This window comes from endosymbiont of Riftia pachyptila (vent Ph05), from assembly GCF_000224455.1.
In the GTDB taxonomy this organism is placed as follows: Bacteria; Pseudomonadota; Gammaproteobacteria; order Chromatiales; family Chromatiaceae; genus Endoriftia; species Endoriftia persephonae.
In genome coordinates, this window is sequence record NZ_AFOC01000033.1 from 1 (window position 1) to 24,713 (window position 24,713).

Consider the following 24,713-nt stretch of genomic DNA (forward strand, 5'->3'; position numbering starts at 1 on the left):
GCACCTTGAATCTGAATATTCTGAATCACAATCCACTTCGTCCAGACTTAACCAGAGGCCCCTTAGGATTCCTGGGGTAAATCTATTGTGAGAATAGTCACATTTACCCCAAGAAAAGGTAATTAAATTCTGGTGAAAGTGACTGCTTTCACTTCTACTTTCTTCCGCGAATAACAATGAAAAAAACCTCAGTTTCAAAGCAACGAATAGAAGATGTGCTGTCGGGTCTGGACAGGCTCGCCGCGCAGGCCAGCCTTTCACAGCTGACCAGCCGCCGCCTGAGTGAAATGGCGGGGGTGGCAGAGGGGGTGATGTTTCGCCTCTTCAATGGCATGGACGGAATCCTGGAGCAGTGGATCGAGAGCCGGGGCGGGCGTCTGTTGACTCTGATCAGCGGCGCGCCGGCAAACCGGGCCGGTTTTCTCAGGATGCTGCGGTCACTATTGGAGGTACCGGAGCTGTTGGGGCTGCTGTTCGATGAGCTGAAGGGATCACCGGCGATCCTGGCCCGGCTCGATGCACTGCGTCTCCGGGTGGAAGAGCAGCTGAGCCGTCAGCTCCAGTGTCTTACGGCACCGGGTGGGGGCGGTAGCCTGCTGTTTGCCGACCACCTCTGGGTTTCGCTCAGGCGCAGCTGGGATCCACGCATGCCGGACCGAGAAGAGCGTCGGGAGCGTTTACTGAATTTCCTGCCCGGGGAGATGAATGGAGTGAAACCATCGGAAATATTGCCGAATCCGGCGCTGCTGCAGCGGCTGGCGATCAACAAGAGCGGCTTTGTCTTCGATCCTGTCAGCGGTCGCAGTTTTACCGTCAATGAGTCGGGACATGCCCTGTTGCATCTGATGATGCGGGAGATGAGTGTTTCCGAGATCATCGAACAGTTGGCCGAGAAGTGGGACGTAGAACCAAGGCAGGCGGAGCGTGATCTGCTCGAATTTGCCGCCGAACTGCGCAAGGCGTTTCACGGATGAAAGGGGCAAAAGGGGCTTGATCTATGTGTCACGCATATGTTGCCGGCTCGATTCTGACTGACGGATCACAACGAGATAAATACCGTGGAAGGAGGAGGAACGATAAATATGACTTGATCAGAGGCTCCCTAAATAAACGACCATGATTGCTTTTGTAACCGTTGTTTTGTTTTTGGCGGTTTCTGACTCTTGGTGGCACACCGAAAAAACGACTGAAAAATTCAGCCACCAAAATGCCAATGACTAGTGGAGCGATGACGACAAAGAGTCGTCGGCTCTGGCTACATTTATTGAGGAGCCTCTGAATAAGTCTGGGCCGTACAGATTGCTGATGAAAATGCGCTGATTTGAGGCGCAAATTGCACGTAATAGCCAGTTATTGCGAAGGTTTGCAACGAAAAAGCAGCGTATTTTGGCAGCAAGATGTAGGTCCATGACTTGATCAGAGGCTCCTTGACATAAATAGAGTAATACAAATGAACAAAACAAAACTATCTATAGCGCTTGCGTTGACCATGAGCATTAGCATGCTCACAGCCTGTGGTGGTGACTCCACAACGTCGACATCTTTGACAACTACAGGAAATGCATTATTGGGTAGCGCCTTTAAAGGGCCTATCGATGGTGCGACCGTCAGGGTGGTGGATGCAACAGGCAATATTCTTGCCTCGGGAGGCAGTAATCAGGGTAAATTCGCACTTGCTGATTTTGACCTTCCTGCAGATACAAATGCGGTCTTTATTGAAACACAAGGCGGTGAATACACGGATGAAGCCACAGGTGAAGTGGTATCGCCTGCGAGCACAGGGTTAATGACTGTCTTCACGGCAGCTGAATTACGAACCATTATCAGTGATAGAAAAGTGGTTGCTCTGACTCCGGAAACAACCATATTGGCTAAACTGGTGCAGAAGATGCTGGCATCCGGCAAGTCAGGCAGCAATGCAATTGCCGATGCGAAACAGATCATACAGGCTCAGCTGATCGATGATACAAATCCCGCCGTGGGAGTTTCTGGCGATACTCTTTTTCTCATCGGTGATCTTGGTGCAGCGATTCCGTCTGATCAGTCTGAGACTCTTGCTCGAAATCGGGCGATCAGTTACTCCTTTGAGGCTAATAGTCTGAACCTTTCACCTGCACAGGTCTTCGATCTGATCGAAAAGCGTGCGACTGATCTGGAAGATGGCATACTGGATGGTAGGGAAAACGGAGCGGCGACTATTTTACTGACCGATAAAGATGGCATAGATAAGAAACTGGATGAGATAGATCAGAAAGCGCGCTATGGCCTGGCACGTTCCCGATTGCTCAACAATACGATAGAACGATTAAGTAATGGTCGGATTAGCGATAGTGAAAGGGAAGGTCTGGCCCAGCTGGGTTTTGATGCGGATTATTTTAACCAGCTAAACAACAATAATCAGGCTTCAGAAAATAATACTGAAACCTGGCTTGCGGCGACCAATCTGCCAGCATTTAATCGGTTGTCGATTCTAAGTGATGAAGATGGTGATCCCAATAATAATGCGGCCACTTATACACTCACTGCAACGCCTGATGTGAATGTCGCCATCAATGCTCCGGGGGATAGTTGGCTTACGCCCATGATGCGTTATAACGGCTCCCAGTTACCTCCGGTTATCAAGGCGAAACGTGGTGATTTTATGACCCTGCATCTGGTGAATGATCTGCCGGTTGCGACAAGCATTCACTGGCATGGGTTCAAGATTCCAGGTGACCAGGATGGTGGTCCTGATTTTCCGGTCGCAGCAGGAAACAGTAAAACCTACAGCTTCTCCATGTTGCAGCCTGCCGCCCCTCTCTGGTTTCACCCCCATCCTGATATGAAGACGGGAGAGCAGGTTTATAAGGGACTGGCCGGAGTTTTCCTGCTGGAAGATGAGATCAGTCAACAGCTGGAAAGCAACAAGCAACTGCCTGCAGGAAACTACGATATACCGGTGCTTATCCAGGATCGGCGTTTCAAGGATGAAGTCAATGGGATACGTGAACTCGCCTACATGGATAGAGAGATGGACAGTGACGGTATGCTGGGCGATGAGATCCTGATCAATGGCTCAGTCTTGCCAAAGCTGGATGTGGAAACACGGCAATATCGTTTCAGAGTTTACAATGCATCCAATGCGCGTACCTATGACCTTGCCCTCAGTGATGGCGCAAGATTCAAAGTGGTCGGAACGGATGGCGGCCTGTTATCCCAGCCTGTGGAGGCCGACCATATTGTGCTCGGAGCAGGAGAACGTGCTGAGATCGTTATAGACTTTGGTCCGCATACTGTAGGAGATAAAGTGATGCTTATCAGCAGAGCCTTTAACGGTAGCCCCATGATGGGAATGATGGGCGGCATAAACAGCCGTAGCATGAACGGCGGCGGTATGAATGGTGGTGGCATGTACAGCAACGGTGTGAGCTCAGCTGGCATGGTCAATGGTATGCGAATGGATATCATGCGTTTTGACATAGCAACCCAAGCTGCTGATGACGTTACGCTCTATACTGCTCTACCGGCCAATGCAGAAATCAATGCACAGCGGTTGACAGAAGCCGATGCCAGCAAGACGCGTAACTTTGTCATGAGCATGTCGATGGACCATATGAATGGTGGAGGCATGACCTTTGTCATCAACGGAAAGACGTTCGATATGAACCGTATCGATGAGATCATCAACCTCGCTGAGGGCGATACTGAAATCTGGTCGATTCAAAATATGTCACCGATGGCGCATCCATTCCATGCTCATGCGATTCAGTGGCAGGTTCTTGATCGTAATGGTCGACCCGCGACAGGTACGGATCTGGGCTGGAAGGATACAGTTTTGGTTCAACCGGGTGAAACTGTGCGCATCATCGGTCGCTTCGATCCAGCAGTGAACAGGGGTGATTATATGTATCACTGTCATATTCTGGAGCATGAAGATGCAGGCATGATGGGTTTCTTCAGTATCCACTAATCACTCATTGGGTAACCCCTCGGCTATGCCGGGGGGCATCTAAATCCAACGATTCTTGCCGGTCCAACTCTTTTTGGTTCCTGGCTAGGCTCGAACCACCTAGTCGTCCAGAGCAACTCTTCTTACACACTATCTTCTGAACAAGAAGTGCTTCCCTGATAATCCCTTCTTCATTCCGAGCATCTGCCGATGAAAGAGTGGAATGTGCGGGATCTGGTTGCGATAGCCTCCTTTGGCCCCGCCTTCAACCGTCAGTATACGTTGGTGCTCGGTGAGTTCGATGAGCGTCTCAACGTCGCCGTTGCTGATTCGCGCTACTAATGTCGGCTACCAGTGGGCGATGGTTCGCCTGGACGGCCTTGTCTTCGAGGTCATTGCATCCGATGGCCGTCCGTTACCGGCTCCTATCATCACGACCGAATCGCTGATTGCCCCAGGTGGGCGCTACGATATCCTGCTCACCATGCCTGCCAGCGGTCAGTACAGGGCTAGCGTGGACTACGACAACATCTGTTACAGCCGCACGCTAGGCAGCGCCTCCACGACAGTCACTGTTGTTTGAGTAGATATATCCAGAGGTGCTTCCCTGCCCCCTGTTTGTCGTGCCTTTTTTCTTGGAAGGTGCGGCAAACTTGTTTAATGGGATGGTTTGCGAATCTTGTCGTCTCACAGTGGAGAAGGGCCATTGTGAATAGAGTCACATTGGAATCAAAAACAACCACCGTATGCTGGTGAAAGTAACCACTTTCACTTTTACTCTCTTCCGCGGACCACAATGAAACTTCGGTTTTACAGTAACGCATGAAAGATATGCTGTCGGGCCTGGACAGGCTTGCCGCGCAGGCCGGCCTTTTATAGGCATGGACGGGATTCTGGCGCAATGGATCGAGAGCCGGGCGGCTAGCAGTCTGCTGACCACCTCTTGACTTATTCAGGCACAGCAGGGATCGGCGTATGCCCGACCGGGAAGCCCGCTGGAAACGCCTGCTGAATTTTTTACCTTGGAGATGCATGGAATGAAACCATCCGAAACACTGCCGAACCCGGTGCTGTTGCAGCGGCTGGCGATCAATGAGAGCGGCTTTATCTTCGATCCGGTCAGCGGCCGCAGTTTTACCGTCAATGAGTCGGGACTCGCCCTGTTGCATCTGATGATGCAGGAAATGAGCGTCACCGGGATCATTGAAGAGCTGGCCGATGAGTGGGATCTGGAACCGAGGCAGGCGGAGCGGGATCTGTTGGATTTTTCTGCCGAACTGCGTAAGGCGTTTCACGGATGAAGGGAGTGACCGTCGCCGTTACCGGCATGAACGCCAAGCCAGACAATCCGGGCCCCGGCCTGGCGGTGGCCCGCTGCCTGCGCGAGTCGGAGGGGTTTGAGGGGCGCATCGTCGGCCTTGGCTATGATGTGCTCGATCCGGGCCTCTATCTGCGCGAGCAGTGTGACGCCGGCTATCTGCTGCCCTATCCATCGGCCGGGGAGGCGGCGTTGCTGGAACGCCTGCGGGCGATCCAGGCGCGGGAGTCGATCGACATCCTGATCCCCTGTCTCGATGCGGAACTGCTCGGCTTCGCCCGTCTGATGCCGGAACTGGAGCAGATGGGCATCCGCTGCCTGCTGCCCGATGTGGAGCAGTTGCAGCAGCGTAACAAGGACCGGCTCGGTGACCTGGCGGCCAGCGCCGGACTCGACTATCCGCAGACGAAACCCGTGACCCATGCTGGCTTCTTCTATCAGTGCCAGCAAGAGGGGTGGCACTACCCACTGGTGGTCAAGGGGCAGTTCTACGATGCGGCGGTGGCCCACAATCCGGATCAGGCGGCTCACGCCTTCCGCCGTATCGCCAACGAGTGGGGGCTGCCGGTGCTGGTGCAGCAGTTCGTGCAGGGTGAAGAGGTCAATCTGACCGGGGTTGGCGACGGCGAGGGCGGACTGCATGGCGTGGTGATGATGCGCAAGCGCGCCATGACCGACAAAGGCAAGGCCTGGGCTGGGATCTCGATCTGGGATGAACGGCTGCTGCAGGCCGCTGAGGCGCTGGTGGCGTCGCTGCGCTGGCCTGGTCCGCTGGAGGTGGAGGTGCTGCGTGACGCCAACGGGCGCTACTGCCTGGTGGAGATCAACCCGCGCTTTCCGGCCTGGATCTACCTCTCCCACGGGGTCGGGCGAAACCTGCCGCGGCTGCTGGTGGACCTGATCAATGGCACCCCCCCGCCTGTTTTTTCATCGCCACAGGTGGGACTGCTTTTTATTCGCTATGCCCAGGAGACCCTGATGAGTCTGCAACAGTTTGAATCCATGACAGTCCATGGCGGGCTGACCGAGAGTACGAACGATGAGTGACAGAAAAAAGAGTTGGGTGCGGCCCACCCTGACCCCCCATCTGGTGGGTGGCCTGAACAAGTTTGGTGGCGGTGGCGCGCCGGATCATATTACGGATATCGACGGCGTGCCCATCGACGACCTGATCGAACGCTTTGGCTCGCCGCTGTTCGTACTTTCCGAGCAGCGCCTGCGAGAGAATGTGCGCCGCCTGATCAGTGCCTTCGAGACCCGCTATCCCGATGTGGTCTACGGTTGGTCCTACAAGACCAACTACTTGGGTGCCGTTTGCCAGGTGATGCACCAGGAGGGGGCCTGGGCGGAGGTGGTCTCGGCCTTCGAATATGAGAAGGCCCGCTCCCACGGGGTACCGGGAGAGCGCATCCTCTTCAATGGCCCGCACAAACAGCGGGAGATCCTGGAACGGGTGGTTGCCGAAGGGGCGCGGGTGCACATCGACAACCTGGATGAGATGTACACTTTGGAGGCGATTGCCGCCGAGGTCGGACGGACCATCCCGGTGACTATCCGGCTCAATTTCGACACCGGTTACACCGAGCCCTGGAGCCGCTTCGGCTTCAATATCGAGACAGGGCAAGCGCTGGATGCGGCGCGGCGCATTGGCAACAGCCCCCATCTGCGGTTGCGTGGACTGCACAGCCACATTGGCACCTTCATCCTCGACACTCGTGCCTACGAGGCGCAGGTGCGGATTATGTGCGCCTTCATGGAGACCGCGGAGAGCGAGACCGGCTGTGAGATCGATAGCATCGATATCGGTGGCGGCTTCGCCTCGCGCAATGCCCTGCATGGAACCTACCTGCCGCCGGAGCAGGTGGTGCCGGAGATCGAACAGTATGCCCAGGCGATCTGTGACACTCTGCTGGAGGCGACTCGGGGGCGTACCGCCCGCGGCAAGCCGCAGCCGACCCTGATTCTGGAGACCGGGCGGGCAACGGTGGACGACGCCGGCAGCCTGATCAGCAGTGTGGTGGCGACCAAGCACCTGCCCGACGGGCGCCGCTCCGCGGTGCTGGATGCGGGGGTCAATCTGCTCTTCACCAGCTTCTGGTACAACCACCGGGTAGAACTGGCGCAGCCGCCCCAAGGTATCCCCGAGGAGACGGTGCTCTACGGGCCGCTCTGCATGAACATTGATGTGGTGCGCGCTAGCGTCACCCTGCCGCCGCTGCGGGTGGGGGAACGGCTGGTGGTCTCGCCGGTGGGGGCCTACAACAACACCCAGTGGCTACAGTTCATCGAGTATCGGCCCAACGTGGTGATGACCCATGGTGGGGGTGAGGTCTCGGTGATCCGCCAGGCCGAGGATCTGCAGGCGGTCACCGCCCTGGAGCGTATGCCGGTACACCTGCGCTCCGTGGAAGCGGGGATGTCTGAAGGGTGAAGGTACACGCGGTCACAACTATTGCCGCGCTGCGGAGCATGGGGGAGGGGTTGCTGCGTGCCTATGCGGCGATCCTCTTCTCCAGCCGTCCGGTAGTGGGGCTGCTGTTTCTGGGCTCCAGCTTCTGGTTTCCCAATGCCGGCATGGCTGGATTGATCGGAGCGCTTACCGGCAGCATCACCGCCCGACTGTTGTCCTTTCCATACCTCTCCAGGGGGCTCTATATCTACAACAGCCTGCTGGTGGGGCTGGCGCTTGGCATCGTTTACCGGCTGGATGGCTATCTGCTGACCCTGATCCTGCTGGGGGCGGTGCTGGCGGTCTTTCTGACCGTCGCGCTGGCCGATATGTTGTGGCGTCTGGAGCATCTGCCGGTGCTCAGCCTGCCCTTTGTGGTGGTGGCCTTCACCTGTTTTTTTGCCGCCCAGGCCTACGGCAACCTGAGCGTCTACCTGTTTCCCTCCGCGCCGGTTGAGCCATTTGTCGGCGGTTGGACGGATGCCTTTCTCACCGCGCTGGGCTCGGCCTTCTTTATTCCCCATCCTGTCGCTGGCCTGTTCTTTTTCATCGGCCTGCTCTGGACCTCCCGCTATCTTGCGCTGCTTGCGGTGGTGGGTTATCTGGTGGGGGATGGGCTGTTGCAGTGGCTCTCAGGCAGCATTCACCCCACCTTGGGGCAGTGGGGCGGGTTTAACTTCATCCTGACCACTATTGCGGTAGGTGGGATCTTCAGCGTGCCCGGCTGGCGCAGCCTGCTGCTGGCGATCATCGCGGCAGCCCTCTCTTCGCTGATCACCATGGCGGTACAGGGAGTGTTGCAGGTCTATGGGGTTCCGGTACTGGCAATCCCCTTTCTGCTCACCACCCTGACCATGCTGGCGGCGATGCGCAAGCGCGTCGCCACTACTCCGCCCTATCTGCTGCTGGAGGCACCAGCCTTGCCCGAGCACAGCTATGAGCGGGCGCGGCTGGTGCGAGCGCGTGGTGCAGAGCCCGAGAGTGTCCCGCTGCGCGCCCCATTTTTCGGCAGCTGGCGAGTCTATCAGGGCTTCGATGGTCCCCACACCCACCAGCCGCCGTGGCAGCATGCGCTGGATTTCATTATTACCGAGCAGGGGCGGAGTTTCCGTAACGCCGGGCATCGCCTGCAGGATTTTCATTGCTTTGATCTACCCGTGCTCTCCCCCTGTCACGGCACGGTGGCACGCTGTTTGGATGAGCTGCCCGACAATCCGCCAGGTGAGGTCGACAGCAACAACAATTGGGGTAATTTTCTGCTGATCCGCCTCGACAGCGGGCTCTATGTGCTGCTTGCGCATCTGCGCCAGCACAGTCTGACAGTGATAGAGGGGGAGCGGTTGACGCCGGGTCAGCCGGTGGCCCGATGTGGCAACACCGGCCGTTCACCCCAGCCCCATCTGCATCTGCATGTGCAGACCACGGCGGTGCTTGGCAGCCCCACCCACCCGTTTCATCTGCTGGGGGTTACCCTGCAAACGACACAAGAACAGATCGCCGGTTTTCATCTCGCATGCCGTCCCGCTGAAGGGGAACTGGTAAGCGTGGTCAAGATGGACGGAGCTTTTTGGCGTGCCCTCCATCTGCCCTTGGGTCTGCAGCTGCACTACCGCTATCGCCTGGATGAGGGGGAGTGGCGCGCACAGCGTCTGACGGTCTCCATGGATCTGACCGGTGGTTTCCGCCTGCGCAGTGGTAGCGGTGCCTCGGCCCGTTTTCTGGAGGAGGGCGGGGTGCTGTGTTTTTTCGAACGGGCCGGGGGAAAGGATCCGCTGCTCGATCTCTGGCTGCTTGCCCTGGGATTGACGCCGCTGGCGGATGCTCCAATGTCCTGGGCGGACCGTCCCAGTGATAGGCTGTTGCCCCTTGCCTGGCCGTGGTGGGCGCTTCGGGGATTGCTGCGGCCCTTGGGCGGCGGGCTCGACAGCCGTTACCATCGCAGCAGAGAGAAAGGCCTTTGGCGGCAGCAGGGGCAGCACCGGCTGCCGCTGCTGCCTGGGAATCAAGCAGGAAGGGGCGAGCGTGGCGATTATTGATCCGGAGCGGGGGTGTACCCGGCTCTCCCTGCAGACCGCTGACTGTTTGCTGGAGGCCGAGCTGGAAGAGATCTCAACCATTGAAGATCAGGGCATTCCGCAGGCCCGAATTAGTTTGAAAGAGACTTATTAAAGGAGAGTTGCCAATGCTAAAAACAGCACGATTATTGACTGCAACGGCGTTATCAGTCGCCGTGATTGTTCCTCTAGCCCAGGCTGGAGATGAGTGGGACGTAAAAGTGGATCTGCAAGGCAGTTATGGAGATTATGCCAAATCCACCGAACGTGAGGATCTCTGGTCTGCCGGCCTGATCGTGACAGCAGACTATCTTGATAACGTCGGCTTCACAGTCGGGTATAACAAGACCGAGGTCAACTACACGCCGGGGACCCCGAAGCTGACGCAGGATGCCCTGTTTGCCAGTGTACGGTTCCACGATACTCCCGATCTCCTGCCCGGGCGCCTGACCTATCGCCTGGATGGACACCTGATCGAAAATGACGACCCTACCGGCAACACTGACGAGGGACGGATTCTCGCACCGCAGATCGCCTATCTCGCGTTCGACAAGAGTCTCTATCTCGATCTGGGTTACGCCCACTCCAGCTATGCAGGCGATCTGACCCTCACCCAGTGGACCCCGACCCTAGGGATTGGCCTCAACCAGGGCAATGATTGGCTACAGCTGCGCGGCTATCTGATCCACTCATCCAATGCCAGTCGCACCCAGGGCAAGGAAGACACCAGTGCCGTGGAAGCGAAGCTGACCCACTATTTCGGTTCTGATGCTCCGCTCGGGATCGACCGTCTGCAGGCAACTCTGTTGGGCGGCCAGCGCATGTATGCGGTCGATGGGGATGCCGGAGCGGTCTACAACCTGGCTGATATACAGAAGGGTTCGCTCTCGCTGGGCGGTACCTGGGATCTGGATGATAGCTGGTCTGTTTTGTTGGTCGGCGGCCTGGAGAAGTATGAGAACCAGGATATCAGCGATGAGTATGACAACCGTTATCTCTATTTCGATGTTAACAGGAAGTGGTGAATCGAGAATGAAAAGAACCATTGGTTGGCTGTTGTCTCTTTGCGTACTCCTGCTCTTCTTCACGACCGTTCAGGCGGGTGAAGAGGAGACCTGGGCAAAATCTTACGCGCTGGAGGCAAAGGGCGAATACAAGGAGGCGGCAGCGGTTATCGAGCCCTTCCTCAATGGCGGTGGCGATACTGCTGAGTTTGCCCTGTTACGATATGGCTGGCTGAACTATCTATTACGCAACCATAACGATGCGATTCGCAGCTACGAAAAGGCGCTGCGGCTCAATCCTAACTCCATCGATGCCCGTCTCGGACTGACGCTTCCTTTGTTGGTACAGCAGCGTTGGAAGGAAGCGGCGCGCTATGCCAAGCAGGTGCTGCAGCGCTCCCCCTGGAACTTCACAGCGCATCTGCGCCTGCTGGTCAGTGAAGAGGGGAGACGCAAGTGGAGTGTGATGAAAAAGCACGCCTCCGAACTCGCCGCCCGCTATCCGTCATCCGCCACACCCTGGGTCTATCTGGCTAGGGCTGAGGCCTGGCTGGGGGATCATGAGGCGGCAAAGCGCGCCTATGTGCGGGTGCTCAGGCGCATACCGGCGCATCTGGAGGCCAACGCCTATCTGAACAAGGGGAAGGAGAAAGAGTAGGGTTAAAACCAACAGGCCGTCCGGTTTCCCGAACGGCCTGTTGGTGTTGTTGTGGGATCTGGCGCTTCGACAGACTGTCGAAGCGCCTCACCCTGGATTATCGGATCTGATCAGTTGGGCAGGATGTCCCGGTTACCATTCGGGTCATTTTTGGAAAAGTCGATCGGTGCCGGTTCCAATTTGTCGGTATGGTCAGCCGGCTGCTGAATCAGCTGACTGGCATACTGGTCGCCAATCCCCATCTGTCCCACATGCGCGGGGTCGCCTTTGCCATGCTCAGTGATCGGGCTCTGATACATATCGGGATTATCGCCGAAGTGTTCGTCATGCGCCCAGGCAGTGGAAGTCAACAGTGCAAGGCTGGCAATTGCGAATATCTTTTTCATGATGGTGCTCCATTTACGGTTTGGATCTGATTGAAAGCTGTCTTTGTGACTGCTTGCCTCTGATATCGCAGTGACCGTGCCAACTCCTAAAAAATCACATAACCAACTGTAAAAAAAGAGAAAAACACCTTACTCTCCGGCCTGATGAGAGGGGGGGATTGTGCCTCGACATCGACGAAACGTGAAAGAATGTAATGCTTCGTAAAACCTGAGAGTGAGATACAATCGGCTCCAGCGCTATTCGTGCAACCCTGCCCGCTTGTTTGCCATGTGACGGCTAGAAAGTGTATCCGGCCCGTACCCCCGCGACCCATATCGATCGGTCATGGCTGCTGCCGCTGCCATCCAGGCCACTGTTGCGGATCCACTGCAGGTCCGGGGTGATCTGCACCCCGCCCGTTAGTTCGAAGCGGGCGTAGAGTTCCGCCTGGAGGCTGTCGTCGCCGCCAATCAGATTGGAGGAGACGCCGGTGCGCGCGATGCCAGCGCCGAGGGTGGCGGGGCCGGCAGGCTGCTCCAGGGTGATGGCGATGAAGTCAGCAGACTCCGAGACCGATGCATCCGCCCAGCCGAGGCGCAGGTTCCAGCGGGTCTCCCCGAAGCCGCCGTCGGCAACGCCATAGAGCCCCCAGTTGTTCTCCTGATCTGAGCTGCTGTCGAGCCGGGTATGGTCGGCGGTATTGCTCCAGACGCCGAGCCGCCAGATGCCCCATCCGAAGTAGCCATAGGCCTCGGCAGCGGCGAAGGCCCCCTTGCCGTCATCCCCCAGATCGAACAACTGGCCATATTTGCCGTCGTTGTCCGCCAACCCGTGGGAGCTGGCGAATAGCAGGGTGAGGCCGGGATGGTCAGCGGTGGCGTCATAGTGCCAGACGGCGCCGAGGCTGTAGTCGGGGAACTCGATGGTGGGGTTGTTGACGAAACCGGCGCCGAGGAACTGGGCGGTCTCGTCGTTGGCCACCTTGCTGGCATCGAGAAAACTGCTGGCGTCGATCAGGCCGGTCACCAGCTCACCACTGGCGAGGGAGATGGCGTAGTGGAGTTCTGAGACCTGCAGACGGCCGCTGTCATCCCCATCCAGGGCCGAGCCAATATCGGCGTTGGCCTCGCCTAGTACGCTGGATATGCCATTGTTGCGGGGGGTGGTATTGCCCTCCACATAGAGAGTCCAGAGGCCGGGCCCCATCGGCAGGGTGGCCACCAGATCTAAGGATGTGGAGAGCTCATCGTCGATCCGGGCATCGCTGGCGTGTTGCCCGGTGAGGGTGATGCCGCCCTCGAAGCTGAGATCCTTGTGGCCGTCTTCCACTGCGCCGTGGCGGGTGTCGGGCTCATCAGCGAAGAGGAGTGGGGTGGCAAGGAGGGTGGTGCTGATCAGGATGGCATGGCTCAGTGATGATCTGCTTTGGGTCATTGTCGTAAAGGTTTGGTTACTGCTGGGTAGGAGGGGCTCTGAGAAATCGAATGCGATGGATTGGGCGTCAAAATGCGTCGATTTGCGGCCAAAGATGCGAGTTCATGATTTGCTCGGAGACTCCCCAGGTTTCTTTGAAGTCGCGGTGGGAATGCGGGAAGGTGCCGCTCCCTCTGGCGTTAATGATAATGATTCTTACTCGTAATTCAAGGAGCCCCCATGTCGTCGCTGTTCCAACGACTATCGAGCGGGGCACACTATCGGCGTCTGGATTGGGCTAAGGTCTCGATGATTGCGCAGCGATCCTGACCATTGATGTTTTCGCGGCAGGCGTCGATCAGTTTGGCCAGTTCCCCCTGCATGGCGGTCAGGTCTCTGATCCGGCGTGTGATGTCGGCATGTTTATTTTCCGCGATCATGCGCGCCTCTTCGCACTCCCGGTGTTTCAGGGAGAGTAGGTCAGCAATCTCACTGAGGTTGAATCCCAGGTCCTGGGCGCGTTTGATGAAGCGAATCCGCTCGATCGTGGTTGCCGGATAGTGCCGGTAACCCTGGATTGGCTTGACTGGCTCGTCGATCAGGCCGATGCGCTGGTAGTAGCGGATGGTCTCGATATTGACGCCTGCGGCCCTGGCCAATCTGCCGATGGTCAGTTGTTCGGTCACTGGAGATACCTTTGTTCAGGGGGGGAGTCAGACTGGCAGTGGCCTCCGTCCCTGCAAGTCTACCCTGCACAACAAGATAGCTGTTTAACATCCTTGCTGAAGGTCTGGGCGCAGAGCTTGAGCCCTTCGACCAGAGTCAGGTAGGGGAACAGTTGATCCGCCAGCGCCTGCACCGTCATCCGGTTGCGGATCGCCAGCACTGCGGTCTGGATCATCTCCCCCGCCTCGGGGGCGAGGATCTGGGCGCCGATCAGTCGGCCACTCTTTTTCCACAACCAGCTTGATGAAGCCAGCGGTCTCAAAATTGGCCAGGGCCCGGGGGACGTTCTCCAGGGACAGGGTCCGTGAGTTCGCCTCGATGCCCTGGGCGCGGGCCTGAGCCTCGGTCAGGCCAACGGTTGCGGCTTGCGGGTCGGTGAAGACCACCGCCGGCATCGCCGACAGGTCGAGTCTGGCGTCTCCGCCGGTCATATTGATCGCCGCACGGGTGCCGGCGGCGGCCGCGACATAGACATATTGCGGCTGGTTGGTGCAGTCCCCGGCGGCGAAGATGTGCTCTGCTGAGGTGCGCATCCGGTCATCGACAAGGATGCGTCCCTGGCTGTCCATTGCCACCCGGGCCGCCTCCAGTCCCAGCTGCCGGGTATTTGGCGAGCGGCCGGTGGCGACCAGCAGGGCATTCGCCGTCAGGATCTCATCGTCGCTCCGGATCTGAAACATCTGGCCGTCGTGATCGACCCGGTCGGGGACGGTGTGACGTAGTATCCGGATACCCTCTGCTTCAAAGACCTTGCCGATGCCCGCGTCGAAATCGGCATCCTCCTTCGATAACAGGGTGCTGCGGGCCATCAGGGTGACCCGGCTGCCAAGACGCCGGAAGGCCTGGGCCAGCTCCAGGGCGACCACCGAGCCGCCTAGGACAACCAGATGGTCGGGTAACGTCTCTGCGACCAGTGCCTCGGTGGAGGTCCAGTAGGGGGTTTCCTCGAGGCCGGGTATGGCGGGAATCGCGGCGTGGGCGCCGCTGGCGATCAGGATGCGATCTGCCTTGAGTGTCAGTTCTCTACCGTTGGCTTGTGTGATGGCCAGGGTATGGGAGTCCTGAAACCGTGCCCAGCCATGGATGAGCTGGATATCCGGATGGCCCTGCAGGATGCTTTCATACTTGGCCTGGCGCAACTCAGCGACCCGCGTCTGCTGCTGGCTAACCAGTCGTTTTCTATCGATGATTGGGGTGTGGCTCTGCAGGCCATCGAATGGATTTCTGGCCTGCATCTGCGCAGTCTGGGCGGCACGAATCATGATCTTTGAGGGCACGCAGCCCAGGTTGACGCAGGTGCCGCCAATTATTTTACTCCCTTCGATGAGGGTCACCTTGGCCCCCTCGTCAGCTGCCTTGATGGCTGCGGCAAAGGCGCCGGATCCGCTGCCGATGATGGCGATCTGCAAGGCAGCGTCATCACTGGTTTGCGCGGCGTTGCTGTCATCCTCTTCGATCAGTGCGGCAACATAACCGGCTGTTCGAACGGCATCGAGCATCTGAGAGACTACAGTCTCCGCATCGGCTTCTATCCGTGCCAAGGCCTCATGAAAGGAGACCCTGGCCCGCACTCCGGCAAGCGCGTTCAGTGCCGCCTCGGCAGAGCGGGCGCAGTGTTCACAGGTCATGCCGGTGATGCGGAGTGTGATATGGGCTCTACTCACAACCTCTCTCCCTGCCTGTTTTTCCATCGCGTCGAGACGACGCATAGAGTGTCAGGCCAATAAAAAACAGCAGCGCCGGGATCAGCAGATAATCGAGCCAGCCGAGTAGGGCTGCCAGTCCAATGCTGCCTAACAGCACTGCCAGTAGCGGGGTGAAGCAGCAGAGTGCGGTGATGGCCGAGCCGACGATGCCGGTGGCCAATAGTGTCCGGCTCTTCATTCCGTCTTACCCGGCTTGATATCTGAGGGATAACCGGCTTCAAAGGTCGCGGCGGTGATCTTATCGACAGTGATTTGAGTGCTGTCAAAGGTAACCTTTGCCCAGCCTGCGCTATCACTATTACCGTCATATCCGGCTTCGGCCCTGGTTACCCCGGGCACCCTTTCCAAAGTCTTTCTGACGGTGATGGGACAGATACTGCACGTCATGTTTTCAACTTCGAGGATGATGGTTTGTACCTTCTCCGTGCTGGAGGCCTGGGCTGGAGTGATCACTGCGGTGATCAAACCGAGGAGCAAGGTAAATGCGATCTGGCGAAACATGGGCATGTCTCCTTTATGAGAGTGGTTCTTCAGCTCAGCAGCATGGGGCCATACCATGGGAAGGTGATCAGAGCGGCCAGAATTGCCGTCACCCCCCAGAAGATGATGCGCTGATTTCTCCGCGTGGCCGGCTTGGCGCAAGGCTTGCTTACCTCGCAGGTTGCAGGCAGGAGATAGAGCTTTCTGAATGCCAGCCCCAGAAAGAGCAGGGTGATACCGATAAAGATAGGCCGGTAGGGCTCGAATGCGGTGAGGTTACTGATCCAGGCGCCGCTTATGCCCAGCATCAGCAACACAAAGGGTCCGACACAGCAGATTGAAGCGCCCACTGCTGCCATCGCGGCTGCGATCAGTGTCCGGTTCCTGTTTGCGCCCTGTTCCACCCCGTTTTTCTCCTCACTCATTCAACTCTGGACAGAGTATAAGCACTGTACCTAAGTACGGAGTCAACTGGCCGATCGCGTCGATGGTGATCGAAATGAGAACTTGACCTGGAGTTAACTCCAGGTTCTAGGCTTGCTCGTGTGACGAGAACATTGGGCGCCAAAGGGTAAAGAGATTTGAACAGCGACCACCTGGAATCCGGACAGAGCAGATTGAGCTGGCTGACCCTGTTTGCAACCACCGGCACGCTGGTCTGCTGCGCCCTGCCGATCATCCTGGTCATGCTGGGGCTTGGGGCAACGGTGGCTGCACTGACCAGCAGCTTGCCGCTTCTGATCACCTTGAGCCAGCACAAGGCATGGGTGTTTGCATTCTCTGGTCTCATGCTGGGTCTGTCCGGATGGCTGCTTTATCGCTCCAGACACAGTTGTCCTAGCGATCCTCAACTGGGTGAACTCTGCAATAAGACCCAGCTCTGGAACCGGCGTATCTACTGGGTTTCAGTGGCCATCTGGGGCATCGGTTTTTTGCCGCCTATTTTGCGTTGCCGCTGCGACTATGGATTGACCTTTGAACCCTATCCATCACCAACAAGAGATACTGCTTATGAACCGGTTGATCGTACTGCTGATTGGCCTGTTGCTCATCGTTCCACTGAGTTGGGCCGACGAACCGCAGGTGGTTGAGATTGAAGTGACAGGGATGACCTGTCCGTTCTGTGTCTATGGCACGGAGAAACAGCTGAACAAGCTCCTGGGTGTTGAATCCGCCGATGTGAGTCTGAAGAACAAACGGGCGCGTATCGTCATGAAGCCGGGAGAATCTGCTGATCTCGAGGCGATACGCAAGGCCATCGTTGATGCTGGCTTTACCCCGGGTGAAGCCATCCTTCAGCCAGACAGGTCTGCAAAATGATCACTAACAAGACCTTTGTGGCGGGGCTGGTGTTGACTGTTCTGACGGTCGATGCCAGCGCAATGGGTATTCGCTCATTCGTTGCGCTGCCGATAGAGGCGGGTGGCACGGTTGTGCGTGTTGTGGATGAACACAATGGTGATATCGATGCAAACAGCCTGACCAGTAACTTGGCATACGGCATCAGTGCGAAACAGACTCTGTTTCTGGGGCTGCCCTATCGTCTCTCCTCCGGTGAAGGTGATCGCCTGGGTGATCTGAGTCTCCTCTATCGTCACATCGTCTGGCAGGACGACACGATGCAAGGCACCAGCCGGCTTGGCCTGCTGGGTGGGGTGATTCTGCCGAGCGATGGCGCACGGGATGCACGTCTCCAGCTCGGAGCGGTGACGAGCTTCTACCGAAAGCGTCACGAATGGGATCTGGATGCACTATGGATCGAAGGATTGGGCGATGCCAAAGATCGTGCACGCTACGATATTGCTTGGCAGTATCGTCTCAGCCCGGCGGAGCATGCCGATTGGGGCATCGGTAGTGAATGGGATCTCGACCTGGAATTGGGCGGGCGCTGGGAACAGGGTGCGAAGATGGTGCACCAGGCCACAGTTGGATTGCAGTCGATCCACAAACGCTGGGTGCTGGAGGGGGCGTTGGTCAAGGATCTGAACGGCCCAAACGATACCCGATATATTTTGAGCAGCCGGTTTCATTTCTGATGGCGTACATTCAGATCGAGCTCTTCACTGCTCCTGATTGCAGTCAATGCGGGCGGGCTAAACAGCGGCTGCAGGCGATCGTTGATGGATGGACGGAGGGTGAGGTCGATCTGCGCATGGTCAACGTCCTTGAAGAGCTGGATTACGCTGTACAGATTGGTGTGCTTGCGACACCGGCCATTGCCATCGATGGTGAACTGGTCTTTACCGCGCTACCCTCTGAAAAAAGGTTGCGACAGACGCTTCAGCAACGCATCGACCACAGCTCATCGTAACGAGAGAGCGCTATGAATCACGCCTCATCATCAGGATCTGGTCGCAGTCAATATCGTATCGGTGACATCACCCGTCTTACTGGCCTCAGTGCCGATACCTTGCGCTACTACGAAAAGATAGAGCTGTTGCCGCCGATCCATCGGACAGCGTCCGGTACCCGGCTCTATGATGAGCGTGACCTGTCGCGTCTACGTTTCATCCTGCGGGCCAAGGCGATGAATTTCTCACTGGATGAGGTCGCCCGGCTGTTAGAGATGCGGGAGGACCCGCAACACGCCCGTGACGAGGTGCGGGAGTTGACCCAGCAGAAGTTGCAAGAGGTGGAACGCCACCTGGCTGATCTTGAAACCCTGCGCAGGGAACTGACGCTGTTGGTCAATCTATGCCGAGGTGCCGAAGGAGGGTGCCCGATTATTGAAGACTTGGAGGGCTAGGCCGACAATCTTCCCTGGATTTTAGCCATCCTTCCTTTCATCCCTCGCGACAGCCTTCGGCTGTAACGAAATATTTCAGACTGAGGAGCTGCAGCCTCCATCCATAAATCTGTTGCCATATCGATCTCTATAAATATACTCTATATCTAATTGTATAGATATAGAGCTGCTTCGATATGAATCCCACACTGCTGTTCAAGGCGCTTTCTGATCCCACGCGTCTTCGCTGCCTCTCCCTGCTGGTCAGTCACGATGAGCTATGCGTTTGTGAGCTGACTCATGCCCTCGCACTTCCCCAACCCAAGGTGTCGCACCATCTCGCTGCCCTGCGCAAGGCAGGGCTGGTCAGCGATCGCAAGGAGGGGCTGTGGACCTATTACCGACTCAATTCTGAGATGCCGGAGTGGGTGACAGAGGTGATCGGTACAACCGCCGAAGGCATCAAGAATGAGCCGCCTTTTGTCGCTGATGCGCTCGCCCTGGCTGAAATGCCCAATCGGCCTGGCGGCGTCTGCAGCGCCTGAGTCTGCCGATGAACGGTAGCGAGAGGCCCGCCAACGGCGACTACGAATGATGAAGTTATTTTTGGAGATGTGTTGATGAAGAGCATCAAGGTACTGGGTTCTGGCTGCAGGAACTGCGAGACCACCACCAAGCTGATCAGGATCGCCGCTGAACAGGCTGGCGTTGAGGTCGAGCTGGAAAAGGTTACCGATCTGGTGCAGATCATGAGCTATGGCGTGATCTCCACCCCGGGTGTCGTGGTGGATGGCAAGCTGGTGCATGTTGGTGGCTTGCCCAGCCCCAACCAAGTCCGTCAGTGGGTGAGTGAGTAGGCCAAGCAGGAGAATATTCGAATGACGATACGTATCGGTATCAATGGTTTCGGTCGCATGGGGCGGCTTGGTTTGCGTGCAGGCTGGCAGATGCCGGAGTTCGAGATAGTACGCATAAACGAGATTGCTGCCGATGCGAATGGCTCGGCTCACCTGCTCAAGTTTGATTCCGTGCATGGAACCTGGGGTCACGAGACGAGTGCAGAAGAGGACAACTTGGTAATTGATGACAAGCCCCTGGCCTACTCATCCAATAGCGCCATTGGTGAAACTGATTGGTCGGAGTGCGACATCGTCATCGAGGCGACAGGCAAACACCACAAGCAGCCGGATACGCTGAACGCCTATTTCGACCAGGGTGTGAAGAAGGTGATCGTCGCTGCACCCACCGAGGGCGCGCTCAATATCGTCTACGGCATCAATCACGATCGATACAACGCCGCCAAGCACAAACTGCTCAGCGCCGCCTCCTGCACCACCAATTGCTTGGCGCCGGTGGTCAAGGTGATGCACGAGCGGATCGGCATACTGCATGGCTGCATGACCACCATCCATGACATTACCAATACCCAGACCATCGTCGATAAGGGCCACAAGGATCTGCGCCGGGCGCGAGCCTGCGGTCAGTCGCTGATCCCCACCAGCACAGGTTCAGCCAAGGCGATCACTAAGATATTCCCTGAACTGACCGGCAAACTGAACGGCCATGCGGTGCGCGTGCCCCTACTCAACGCCTCATTGACCGACTTCGTCTTTGAAGCGGCGCGTCCGGTGACTGCCGAGGAGGTGAACGGCTATTTTCGGGAAGCGGCCGAGGGTGAGCTGAAAGGCATCCTGGGATACGAAGAGCGCCCACTGGTCTCGGTAGACTACGTCAATGACCCGCGCTCCTCCATCGTCGATGCTCTCTCCACTCTGGTGGTCGATGGCACCCAGGTAAAGGTCTATGCCTGGTACGACAACGAGTGGGGCTATGTGAACCGTATGATGGATATCGCCCGGATGGCCGCGTCTATTCCGAAAGGAGAGTAAAGATGCGTGCGCACATAAAGATGAACATGCGTGACCATATGGTTGCCTTGACCGATGCACGAACTCGGGTTGCTACCGAGGCGTGGGACCAGACGAGTGAGCGGATTGAGCAGCGTATTGGTATGAGTTCCATGGAATCTTATGGTGCCTCGCACATGACGCCGCTGATGCCGGCGGCGATGCGTGAACTGGGCACGGCAATGCACCATGAAGCAAGCCGACTGAGTCGGACCCTGGTAGAAACTGATCCGCAAAAAGTGATGGCAGGTTTTGCTGCGCTGACCAAACGGTGCGGTGCCTGTCATGCTAGGATTCCGAGTGCATAATTCCATGATTGAAAAGTCGCTTCGGAATTATCTTGTCGTTACCGGCGGCTACTGGGCCTTTACCATCACCGATGGTGCCATCCGTATGCTGGTGGTGCTCTATTTCCACCTGCTGGGCTATTCGCCCTTCGAGGTGGCCACGCTGTTCCTCTTCTATGAGTTCTTTGGCATCGTTACTAATCTGGTGGGCGGCTGGCTGGGAGCGCGCATCGGTCTCAATCTGACCATGCACATCGGCATGGGGATGCAGGTGGTGGCGCTGGCTGCGCTCACGGTGCCGGATGCCTGGCTCTCGGTGCCCTATGTGATGGCTGCCCAAGCATTGTCTGGCATCGCGAAAGATCTGAACAAGATGTCGGCCAAGGCCAGCGTAAAAACCTTAAGCGGCAGTGGCGGTGAGTCAAAGCTGTTTAAGTATGTCGCAGTACTGACCGGCTCCAAGAACGCCCTCAAGGGGGCGGGGTTCTTCGTCGGTGCGGCCCTGTTGGACTGGATCGGCTTTCGGGTCGCGCTGGCGGTGTTGGCTGGCATGTTGCTGATGGTGTTGGTGGTCACAGGCGTGTTGTTGCCCTCTGGCGTGGGCAAGATGAAATCCAAGCCAAAGTTCACCCAGGTATTTTCTAAGGTGCCGGCGATCAACTGGCTGTCGGCGGCCCGCTTCTTCCTGTTTGGTTCCCGTGATGTCTGGTTCGTGGTGGGCCTGCCGGTGTTTCTCTATGACGTACTGCGCTGGAATTTTGCATGGGTGGGCGCTTTCCTGGCTCTGTGGGTGATCGGCTATGGTTTCGTGCAGGCCGCTGCGCCCCGTCTGCTGCGACGCAGTCACCATGGCCAGGGGCCGGGTGGTGGTACTGCGCGTAACTGGGCCTTTCTGCTTGTATTCCTGCCCGCCGGCATCGCCTTGGCACTGGGTCAGGGGTGGGATCCGCAAACGGTGCTGATCCTTGGCCTGATCCTGTTCGGCATTGTCTTTGCCATCAATTCAGCGGTGCACTCCTACCTGATCCTCGCCTATTCCGATCTCGACAAGGTATCGATGAACGTCGGTTTCTACTACATGGCCAACGCCGGTGGCAGGCTGGTCTGTACCCTGCTCTCCGGTTGGGTCTACCAGACGCAGGGGCTGGAGGGGTGCCTCTGGTGGTCGGCGGGCTTTGTGTTGGCTGCGGCGCTGCTATCGCTTGGTCTGCCTGAAGTGACCCAGGAAAAGAAGGCGGTTGCCGATGTTTGAAGCCCTGGCTAATCTGGTCGTTTATCAAGTCATGGGGCTTGATTCGCAATTGGCCACGGGCGCGGCGCTGCACTTCTTCGTCATGGACCTGACCAAGATCTTTACGCTTCTGCTCATCATCATCTATGTCATGGGTCTGTTGCGGGCACTGCTGTCGCCGGAACGGGTTCGTGGATTCGTGCGTGGTCGCCCCGATTGGCAGGCGCGGGGATTCGCGGTCACCCTCGGCGCGGTGACGCCATTCTGTTCCTGCTCCTCGGTGCCGCTGTTCATCGGTTTTGTGGAGGCGGGAATACCCTTAGGTATCACCTTCTCCTTTCTGATCGCCAGCCCGATGATCAACGAAGTGGCCGCAGTAATCCTGGTCGGCATCCTCGGCTGGAAGCTGGCGGCGCTCTATGTGGCGGCGGGGTTGCTGGTTGCCTGGTTCGGTGGTCTGGCGATGCAGGCATTCAGGCCGGAACGTTGGGTCGAGGATTACGTCTGGAAGATCCACATGGGAGAGGCTGATCTGCCCGAGCCGGACAGATCCCTTGCAGGCCGACACCGCTACGCTGTGGCGGAGGTGAAGGAGATCGTCGGTAGAATCTGGAAGTGGGTGGTACTGGGCATCGGCGTGGGCGCCCTGTTCCACGGGTTTGTACCGGAACAATGGGTTAGTGAATATCTGGGAGGTGATGCCTGGTACTCGGTACCCGCAGCTGTGGTGTTGGGCATCCCCCTCTATTCGAATGCCACCGGGGTGATCCCGGTGGCCGAGGCGATGCTCACAAAAGGGGTTGCCGTGGGCACAACTCTTGCCCTGATGATGAGTGTGGCGGCGCTATCGTTGCCCGAGATGCTGATCCTACGCAAGGTCATCAAGTGGCAGGCACTGGCGCTGTTTGTCGGGGTGCTTGGCGTGGCGTTCACCCTGGTTGGTTGGGGCTTCAATACCCTGGGCTGATGATAATGAACCAGAAGAAGATGGGTTCAAGAGTGAAATATCATAGAACCGGAAGGTACGCTGATAGCCTGTAAATTTCCCCAGGATTTCGGATGAGAGTACGCTTTTCAGGCGATTCCGTACTTTGCGATCTTACGGTCCAGCGCGGGCCGAGAGATACCCAAGATTTCGCAGGTTTTGCCCTTGTGCCAGTGGGTGTGTTCCAGAATGGCGCCAACATGCCTGGCCTCCAGCGTTTCCAGGGTAATCAGCTCTAATTCTGGTTGGGATGGGTCGTCCGATGCTGCCGCTGATGGGGTCGACAGCCCCAGCAGGTCCGGGGTAAGAGTGTCGCCGGGTGCAAGGACTGCAGCACGGGTGAGGATGTTCTCCAGCTCGCGCACGTTGCCCGGCCAAGGATACTCACGAATCAACCGCCAGGCAGTTTCGCTGAGGCGTACGGCAGTACGGTGCAGGCGCTTTTCGATCCGTCCCAGCAGATGTTCCACCAGAGCGGCGAGGTCCTGGGGGCGTTCGCGTAGGGGCGGCAGGTGCATGCGGATGACGTTGAGGCGGTAGTACAGGTCCTCCCGGAACGAACCTTCCCGGACCATGGCTTGCAGGTCACGATGGGTGGCCGCGATGATACGGGCGTTGCTGTGCAGTTCCTGGCTGCCACCGACTCGTGTGTAGCTGCCTTCCTGCAAGACGCGAAGCAGTTTGGCCTGTAATGTCGGTTGTAGCTCGCCGATCTCGTCAAGGAACAGAGTGCCGTCGGAAGTGATCTCGAATTTGCCGGCCTTGCGGGCGTCGGCCCCGGTGAAGGCCCCCTTTTCGTGACCGAACAGTTCGCTCTCCAGCAGGGTCTCGACGATGGCCGAGCAGTTGATGGCCAAAAATGGGCCACTCCGCCCTGAGTGCCGGTGCAGGGCGCGGGCAATCACCTCCTTGCCGGTGCCACTTTCACCAGTGATCAGGACGCAGGCGCCAGAATCGGCCACCCGGCCGATGGTCTTCAATACCTCGACGATAGCTGGGCTGGTGCCGACGATGGTGTCGGGGCCGGATTCCGGTGGTTGCTCCGAGCTGGCGGCTACCTGGCGGGAAAGACGGTACTGACGCAGGGCATTGCCCAAGGTGGTGTCGAGCGCCAGTTCATCCAGGGGTTTTCGAATGAAGTCGTAGGCGCCCTGTGAATGGCCTCGATCACCAGACGATTGTCGCTGACGCCGCTTATCATGATGACCGGTGGACTGTCTGCCTGATCGCCGATCTCCATGAGTAGTTGTGTGCCGAGTCCGTCTGGCAGTTGCTGGTCGAGCAGTATGGCCTCCGGGGTGGCCTGATGGTACTGACGTCTGCCTTCGGCGAGAGATCCCGCCAGCCGCACCGTGTGTCCAAGGTCTTCCAGGTGCATGAGTAGTAGCTCACCAAAACCGGGATCGTCTTCAATGATGAGAATATCGGCCATGGTCCCTCTTTGTGATTGAAACATCCGTCCAGTTGGACTGTCGC

The 24,713-nt window shown here is 57.6% G+C and carries 30 protein-coding genes and 1 pseudogene; 22 read left to right on the forward strand and 9 right to left on the reverse strand.

Annotation, left to right across the window (positions count from 1 at the left end; genetic code table 11):
* Nucleotides 1–176 precede the first annotated feature (176 nt).
* The 11 genes from RIFP1SYM_RS17945 to RIFP1SYM_RS06820 all read left to right on the forward strand — a co-directional run bounded on the left by RIFP1SYM_RS17945 (nucleotide 177) and on the right by RIFP1SYM_RS06820 (nucleotide 11,411).
* Nucleotides 177–974 (forward strand): PqqD family protein, encoded by a 798-nt coding sequence (locus RIFP1SYM_RS17945; RefSeq protein WP_005961003.1) that lies wholly within the window; start codon nucleotides 177–179, stop codon nucleotides 972–974.
* A 476-nt stretch (nucleotides 975–1,450) separates the two neighbouring features.
* Nucleotides 1,451–3,949 carry a multicopper oxidase family protein gene (locus tag RIFP1SYM_RS06785; RefSeq protein WP_005961004.1) on the forward strand — a complete coding sequence of 833 codons (2,499 nt, stop codon included), beginning with the start codon at nucleotides 1,451–1,453 and terminating at the stop codon, nucleotides 3,947–3,949.
* A gap of 189 nt (nucleotides 3,950–4,138) precedes the next feature.
* Nucleotides 4,139–4,270, forward strand: a complete 132-nt coding sequence (locus RIFP1SYM_RS18580) for a hypothetical protein (RefSeq protein WP_005961005.1) — start codon at nucleotides 4,139–4,141, stop codon at nucleotides 4,268–4,270.
* On the forward strand, nucleotides 4,230–4,511 hold the full coding sequence (locus tag RIFP1SYM_RS06790) for a hypothetical protein (RefSeq protein WP_138921769.1): 282 nt from the start codon (nucleotides 4,230–4,232) through the stop codon (nucleotides 4,509–4,511). Before RIFP1SYM_RS18580 ends, RIFP1SYM_RS06790 begins: the two co-directional genes overlap by 41 nt.
* 454 nt (nucleotides 4,512–4,965) lie before the next feature.
* The gene (locus tag RIFP1SYM_RS06795) at nucleotides 4,966–5,229 is read left to right on the forward strand and encodes a PqqD family protein (protein WP_006474228.1); all 264 of its coding nucleotides are present in this window, start codon (nucleotides 4,966–4,968) and stop codon (nucleotides 5,227–5,229) included.
* Entirely contained in the window at nucleotides 5,226–6,293 is a 1,068-nt protein-coding gene (locus RIFP1SYM_RS06800) for an ATP-grasp domain-containing protein (RefSeq protein ID WP_005961007.1), read from the forward strand. The genes RIFP1SYM_RS06795 and RIFP1SYM_RS06800 overlap by 4 nt, the downstream gene beginning before the upstream one ends.
* Nucleotides 6,286–7,677, forward strand: a complete 1,392-nt coding sequence (locus tag RIFP1SYM_RS06805; RefSeq protein ID WP_005961008.1) for an alanine racemase — start codon at nucleotides 6,286–6,288, stop codon at nucleotides 7,675–7,677. Before RIFP1SYM_RS06800 ends, RIFP1SYM_RS06805 begins: the two co-directional genes overlap by 8 nt.
* Nucleotides 7,674–9,731: an urea transporter gene (locus RIFP1SYM_RS06810; protein ID WP_005961009.1), complete on the forward strand. Its 2,058-nt coding sequence runs from the start codon at nucleotides 7,674–7,676 to the stop codon at nucleotides 9,729–9,731. The genes RIFP1SYM_RS06805 and RIFP1SYM_RS06810 overlap by 4 nt, the downstream gene beginning before the upstream one ends.
* Nucleotides 9,718–9,864, forward strand: a complete 147-nt coding sequence (locus RIFP1SYM_RS17950) for a hypothetical protein (protein WP_240992040.1) — start codon at nucleotides 9,718–9,720, stop codon at nucleotides 9,862–9,864. Before RIFP1SYM_RS06810 ends, RIFP1SYM_RS17950 begins: the two co-directional genes overlap by 14 nt.
* Nucleotides 9,865–9,877: 13 nt before the next feature.
* Nucleotides 9,878–10,774, forward strand: a complete 897-nt coding sequence (locus tag RIFP1SYM_RS06815) for a hypothetical protein (protein WP_138921767.1) — start codon at nucleotides 9,878–9,880, stop codon at nucleotides 10,772–10,774.
* Nucleotides 10,775–10,781: 7 nt separating this feature from the next.
* On the forward strand, nucleotides 10,782–11,411 hold the full coding sequence (locus tag RIFP1SYM_RS06820; RefSeq protein WP_006474220.1) for a tetratricopeptide repeat protein: 630 nt from the start codon (nucleotides 10,782–10,784) through the stop codon (nucleotides 11,409–11,411).
* Between the two features lie 110 nt (nucleotides 11,412–11,521).
* On the opposite strand, the gene RIFP1SYM_RS06825 is transcribed toward RIFP1SYM_RS06820, so the two are convergent.
* From RIFP1SYM_RS06825 to RIFP1SYM_RS06855, 7 genes and pseudogenes are all read right to left on the reverse strand, one after another.
* Entirely contained in the window at nucleotides 11,522–11,797 is a 276-nt protein-coding gene (locus RIFP1SYM_RS06825; protein WP_005961012.1) for a hypothetical protein, read from the reverse strand.
* Between the two features lie 277 nt (nucleotides 11,798–12,074).
* On the reverse strand, nucleotides 12,075–13,211 hold the full coding sequence (locus tag RIFP1SYM_RS06830; protein ID WP_005961013.1) for a carbohydrate porin: 1,137 nt from the start codon (nucleotides 13,209–13,211) through the stop codon (nucleotides 12,075–12,077).
* Between the two features lie 257 nt (nucleotides 13,212–13,468).
* Nucleotides 13,469–13,876 carry a MerR family transcriptional regulator gene (locus RIFP1SYM_RS06835; RefSeq protein WP_005961014.1) on the reverse strand — a complete coding sequence of 136 codons (408 nt, stop codon included), beginning with the start codon at nucleotides 13,874–13,876 and terminating at the stop codon, nucleotides 13,469–13,471.
* Between the two features lie 59 nt (nucleotides 13,877–13,935).
* A pseudogene (gene merA, locus RIFP1SYM_RS06840) lies at nucleotides 13,936–15,607 on the reverse strand (mercury(II) reductase).
* Nucleotides 15,573–15,800, reverse strand: a complete 228-nt coding sequence (gene merF, locus RIFP1SYM_RS06845; protein ID WP_010085351.1) for a mercury resistance system transport protein MerF — start codon at nucleotides 15,798–15,800, stop codon at nucleotides 15,573–15,575. The pseudogene merA and the gene merF overlap by 35 nt, the downstream one beginning before the upstream one ends.
* Nucleotides 15,797–16,123 (reverse strand): cation transporter, encoded by a 327-nt coding sequence (locus RIFP1SYM_RS06850; RefSeq protein ID WP_006474216.1) that lies wholly within the window; start codon nucleotides 16,121–16,123, stop codon nucleotides 15,797–15,799. Before RIFP1SYM_RS06850 ends, merF begins: the two co-directional genes overlap by 4 nt.
* A 29-nt stretch (nucleotides 16,124–16,152) precedes the next feature.
* Nucleotides 16,153–16,527 carry a mercuric transporter MerT family protein gene (locus tag RIFP1SYM_RS06855; protein ID WP_005961019.1) on the reverse strand — a complete coding sequence of 125 codons (375 nt, stop codon included), beginning with the start codon at nucleotides 16,525–16,527 and terminating at the stop codon, nucleotides 16,153–16,155.
* 192 nt (nucleotides 16,528–16,719) lie between these two features.
* On the opposite strand from RIFP1SYM_RS06855, the gene RIFP1SYM_RS06860 reads away from it, so the two are divergent.
* The 11 genes from RIFP1SYM_RS06860 (at nucleotide 16,720) to RIFP1SYM_RS06910 (ending at nucleotide 23,219) form a co-directional block, all read left to right on the forward strand.
* The gene (locus RIFP1SYM_RS06860; protein WP_240992041.1) at nucleotides 16,720–17,193 is read left to right on the forward strand and encodes a hypothetical protein; all 474 of its coding nucleotides are present in this window, start codon (nucleotides 16,720–16,722) and stop codon (nucleotides 17,191–17,193) included.
* Nucleotides 17,186–17,422 (forward strand): heavy-metal-associated domain-containing protein, encoded by a 237-nt coding sequence (locus tag RIFP1SYM_RS06865; RefSeq protein WP_240992042.1) that lies wholly within the window; start codon nucleotides 17,186–17,188, stop codon nucleotides 17,420–17,422. Before RIFP1SYM_RS06860 ends, RIFP1SYM_RS06865 begins: the two co-directional genes overlap by 8 nt.
* A complete protein-coding gene (locus RIFP1SYM_RS06870) occupies nucleotides 17,419–18,138 on the forward strand; it encodes a hypothetical protein (protein WP_005961021.1) in 720 nt (239 codons plus the stop codon). The genes RIFP1SYM_RS06865 and RIFP1SYM_RS06870 overlap by 4 nt, the downstream gene beginning before the upstream one ends.
* Nucleotides 18,138–18,413: a thioredoxin family protein gene (locus RIFP1SYM_RS06875; protein ID WP_039959908.1), complete on the forward strand. Its 276-nt coding sequence runs from the start codon at nucleotides 18,138–18,140 to the stop codon at nucleotides 18,411–18,413. Before RIFP1SYM_RS06870 ends, RIFP1SYM_RS06875 begins: the two co-directional genes overlap by 1 nt.
* 12 nt (nucleotides 18,414–18,425) lie before the next feature.
* Entirely contained in the window at nucleotides 18,426–18,848 is a 423-nt protein-coding gene (locus RIFP1SYM_RS06880; protein ID WP_005961022.1) for a heavy metal-responsive transcriptional regulator, read from the forward strand.
* Nucleotides 18,849–19,024: 176 nt separating this feature from the next.
* Nucleotides 19,025–19,372: an ArsR/SmtB family transcription factor gene (locus tag RIFP1SYM_RS06885; RefSeq protein WP_005961023.1), complete on the forward strand. Its 348-nt coding sequence runs from the start codon at nucleotides 19,025–19,027 to the stop codon at nucleotides 19,370–19,372.
* A 75-nt stretch (nucleotides 19,373–19,447) separates the two neighbouring features.
* On the forward strand, nucleotides 19,448–19,684 hold the full coding sequence (locus RIFP1SYM_RS06890) for a thioredoxin family protein (RefSeq protein WP_006474208.1): 237 nt from the start codon (nucleotides 19,448–19,450) through the stop codon (nucleotides 19,682–19,684).
* 21 nt (nucleotides 19,685–19,705) lie between these two features.
* Nucleotides 19,706–20,716 (forward strand): ArsJ-associated glyceraldehyde-3-phosphate dehydrogenase, encoded by a 1,011-nt coding sequence (locus tag RIFP1SYM_RS06895; protein WP_005961026.1) that lies wholly within the window; start codon nucleotides 19,706–19,708, stop codon nucleotides 20,714–20,716.
* A gap of 2 nt (nucleotides 20,717–20,718) precedes the next feature.
* The gene (locus RIFP1SYM_RS06900; protein ID WP_039959909.1) at nucleotides 20,719–21,042 is read left to right on the forward strand and encodes a cytochrome c; all 324 of its coding nucleotides are present in this window, start codon (nucleotides 20,719–20,721) and stop codon (nucleotides 21,040–21,042) included.
* Between the two features lie 4 nt (nucleotides 21,043–21,046).
* Nucleotides 21,047–22,273, forward strand: a complete 1,227-nt coding sequence (gene arsJ, locus RIFP1SYM_RS06905) for an organoarsenical effux MFS transporter ArsJ (RefSeq protein WP_420855215.1) — start codon at nucleotides 21,047–21,049, stop codon at nucleotides 22,271–22,273.
* Nucleotides 22,266–23,219 (forward strand): permease, encoded by a 954-nt coding sequence (locus tag RIFP1SYM_RS06910; RefSeq protein ID WP_039959910.1) that lies wholly within the window; start codon nucleotides 22,266–22,268, stop codon nucleotides 23,217–23,219. The genes arsJ and RIFP1SYM_RS06910 overlap by 8 nt, the downstream gene beginning before the upstream one ends.
* Nucleotides 23,220–23,326: 107 nt before the next feature.
* On the opposite strand, the gene RIFP1SYM_RS06915 is transcribed toward RIFP1SYM_RS06910, so the two are convergent.
* The gene (locus RIFP1SYM_RS06915; protein WP_005961029.1) at nucleotides 23,327–24,334 is read right to left on the reverse strand and encodes a sigma-54 interaction domain-containing protein; all 1,008 of its coding nucleotides are present in this window, start codon (nucleotides 24,332–24,334) and stop codon (nucleotides 23,327–23,329) included.
* Entirely contained in the window at nucleotides 24,292–24,669 is a 378-nt protein-coding gene (locus RIFP1SYM_RS17955; RefSeq protein ID WP_240992043.1) for a response regulator, read from the reverse strand. Before RIFP1SYM_RS17955 ends, RIFP1SYM_RS06915 begins: the two co-directional genes overlap by 43 nt.
* Nucleotides 24,670–24,713: the final 44 nt, after the last annotated feature.

Bases quoted from the DNA above. Each gene is read 5' to 3' on its own strand.
- RIFP1SYM_RS06790 (WP_138921769.1), top strand. From the start codon at position 4,230: ATGAGCGTCTCAACGTCGCCGTTGCTGATTCGCGCTACTAATGTCGGC.
- RIFP1SYM_RS06870 (WP_005961021.1), top strand. From the start codon at position 17,419: ATGATCACTAACAAGACCTTTGTGGCGGGGCTGGTGTTGACTGTTCTG.
- RIFP1SYM_RS06815 (WP_138921767.1), top strand. From the start codon at position 9,878: ATGCTAAAAACAGCACGATTATTGACTGCAACGGCGTTATCAGTCGCC.
- RIFP1SYM_RS06880 (WP_005961022.1), top strand. From the start codon at position 18,426: ATGAATCACGCCTCATCATCAGGATCTGGTCGCAGTCAATATCGTATC.
- RIFP1SYM_RS06890 (WP_006474208.1), top strand. From the start codon at position 19,448: ATGAAGAGCATCAAGGTACTGGGTTCTGGCTGCAGGAACTGCGAGACC.
- RIFP1SYM_RS06820 (WP_006474220.1), top strand. From the start codon at position 10,782: ATGAAAAGAACCATTGGTTGGCTGTTGTCTCTTTGCGTACTCCTGCTC.
- RIFP1SYM_RS06830 (WP_005961013.1), bottom strand. From the start codon at position 13,211: ATGACCCAAAGCAGATCATCACTGAGCCATGCCATCCTGATCAGCACC.
- arsJ (WP_420855215.1), top strand. From the start codon at position 21,047: ATGATTGAAAAGTCGCTTCGGAATTATCTTGTCGTTACCGGCGGCTAC.
- RIFP1SYM_RS06850 (WP_006474216.1), bottom strand. From the start codon at position 16,123: ATGTTTCGCCAGATCGCATTTACCTTGCTCCTCGGTTTGATCACCGCA.
- RIFP1SYM_RS17945 (WP_005961003.1), top strand. From the start codon at position 177: ATGAAAAAAACCTCAGTTTCAAAGCAACGAATAGAAGATGTGCTGTCG.
- merF (WP_010085351.1), bottom strand. From the start codon at position 15,800: ATGAAGAGCCGGACACTATTGGCCACCGGCATCGTCGGCTCGGCCATC.
- RIFP1SYM_RS06900 (WP_039959909.1), top strand. From the start codon at position 20,719: ATGCGTGCGCACATAAAGATGAACATGCGTGACCATATGGTTGCCTTG.
- RIFP1SYM_RS06885 (WP_005961023.1), top strand. From the start codon at position 19,025: ATGAATCCCACACTGCTGTTCAAGGCGCTTTCTGATCCCACGCGTCTT.
- RIFP1SYM_RS06875 (WP_039959908.1), top strand. From the start codon at position 18,138: ATGGCGTACATTCAGATCGAGCTCTTCACTGCTCCTGATTGCAGTCAA.
- RIFP1SYM_RS06795 (WP_006474228.1), top strand. From the start codon at position 4,966: ATGAAACCATCCGAAACACTGCCGAACCCGGTGCTGTTGCAGCGGCTG.
- RIFP1SYM_RS06805 (WP_005961008.1), top strand. From the start codon at position 6,286: ATGAGTGACAGAAAAAAGAGTTGGGTGCGGCCCACCCTGACCCCCCAT.
- RIFP1SYM_RS18580 (WP_005961005.1), top strand. From the start codon at position 4,139: ATGAAAGAGTGGAATGTGCGGGATCTGGTTGCGATAGCCTCCTTTGGC.
- RIFP1SYM_RS17955 (WP_240992043.1), bottom strand. From the start codon at position 24,669: ATGGCCGATATTCTCATCATTGAAGACGATCCCGGTTTTGGTGAGCTA.
- RIFP1SYM_RS06825 (WP_005961012.1), bottom strand. From the start codon at position 11,797: ATGAAAAAGATATTCGCAATTGCCAGCCTTGCACTGTTGACTTCCACT.
- RIFP1SYM_RS06910 (WP_039959910.1), top strand. From the start codon at position 22,266: ATGTTTGAAGCCCTGGCTAATCTGGTCGTTTATCAAGTCATGGGGCTT.
- RIFP1SYM_RS06855 (WP_005961019.1), bottom strand. From the start codon at position 16,527: ATGAGTGAGGAGAAAAACGGGGTGGAACAGGGCGCAAACAGGAACCGG.
- RIFP1SYM_RS06895 (WP_005961026.1), top strand. From the start codon at position 19,706: ATGACGATACGTATCGGTATCAATGGTTTCGGTCGCATGGGGCGGCTT.
- RIFP1SYM_RS06785 (WP_005961004.1), top strand. From the start codon at position 1,451: ATGAACAAAACAAAACTATCTATAGCGCTTGCGTTGACCATGAGCATT.
- RIFP1SYM_RS06800 (WP_005961007.1), top strand. From the start codon at position 5,226: ATGAAGGGAGTGACCGTCGCCGTTACCGGCATGAACGCCAAGCCAGAC.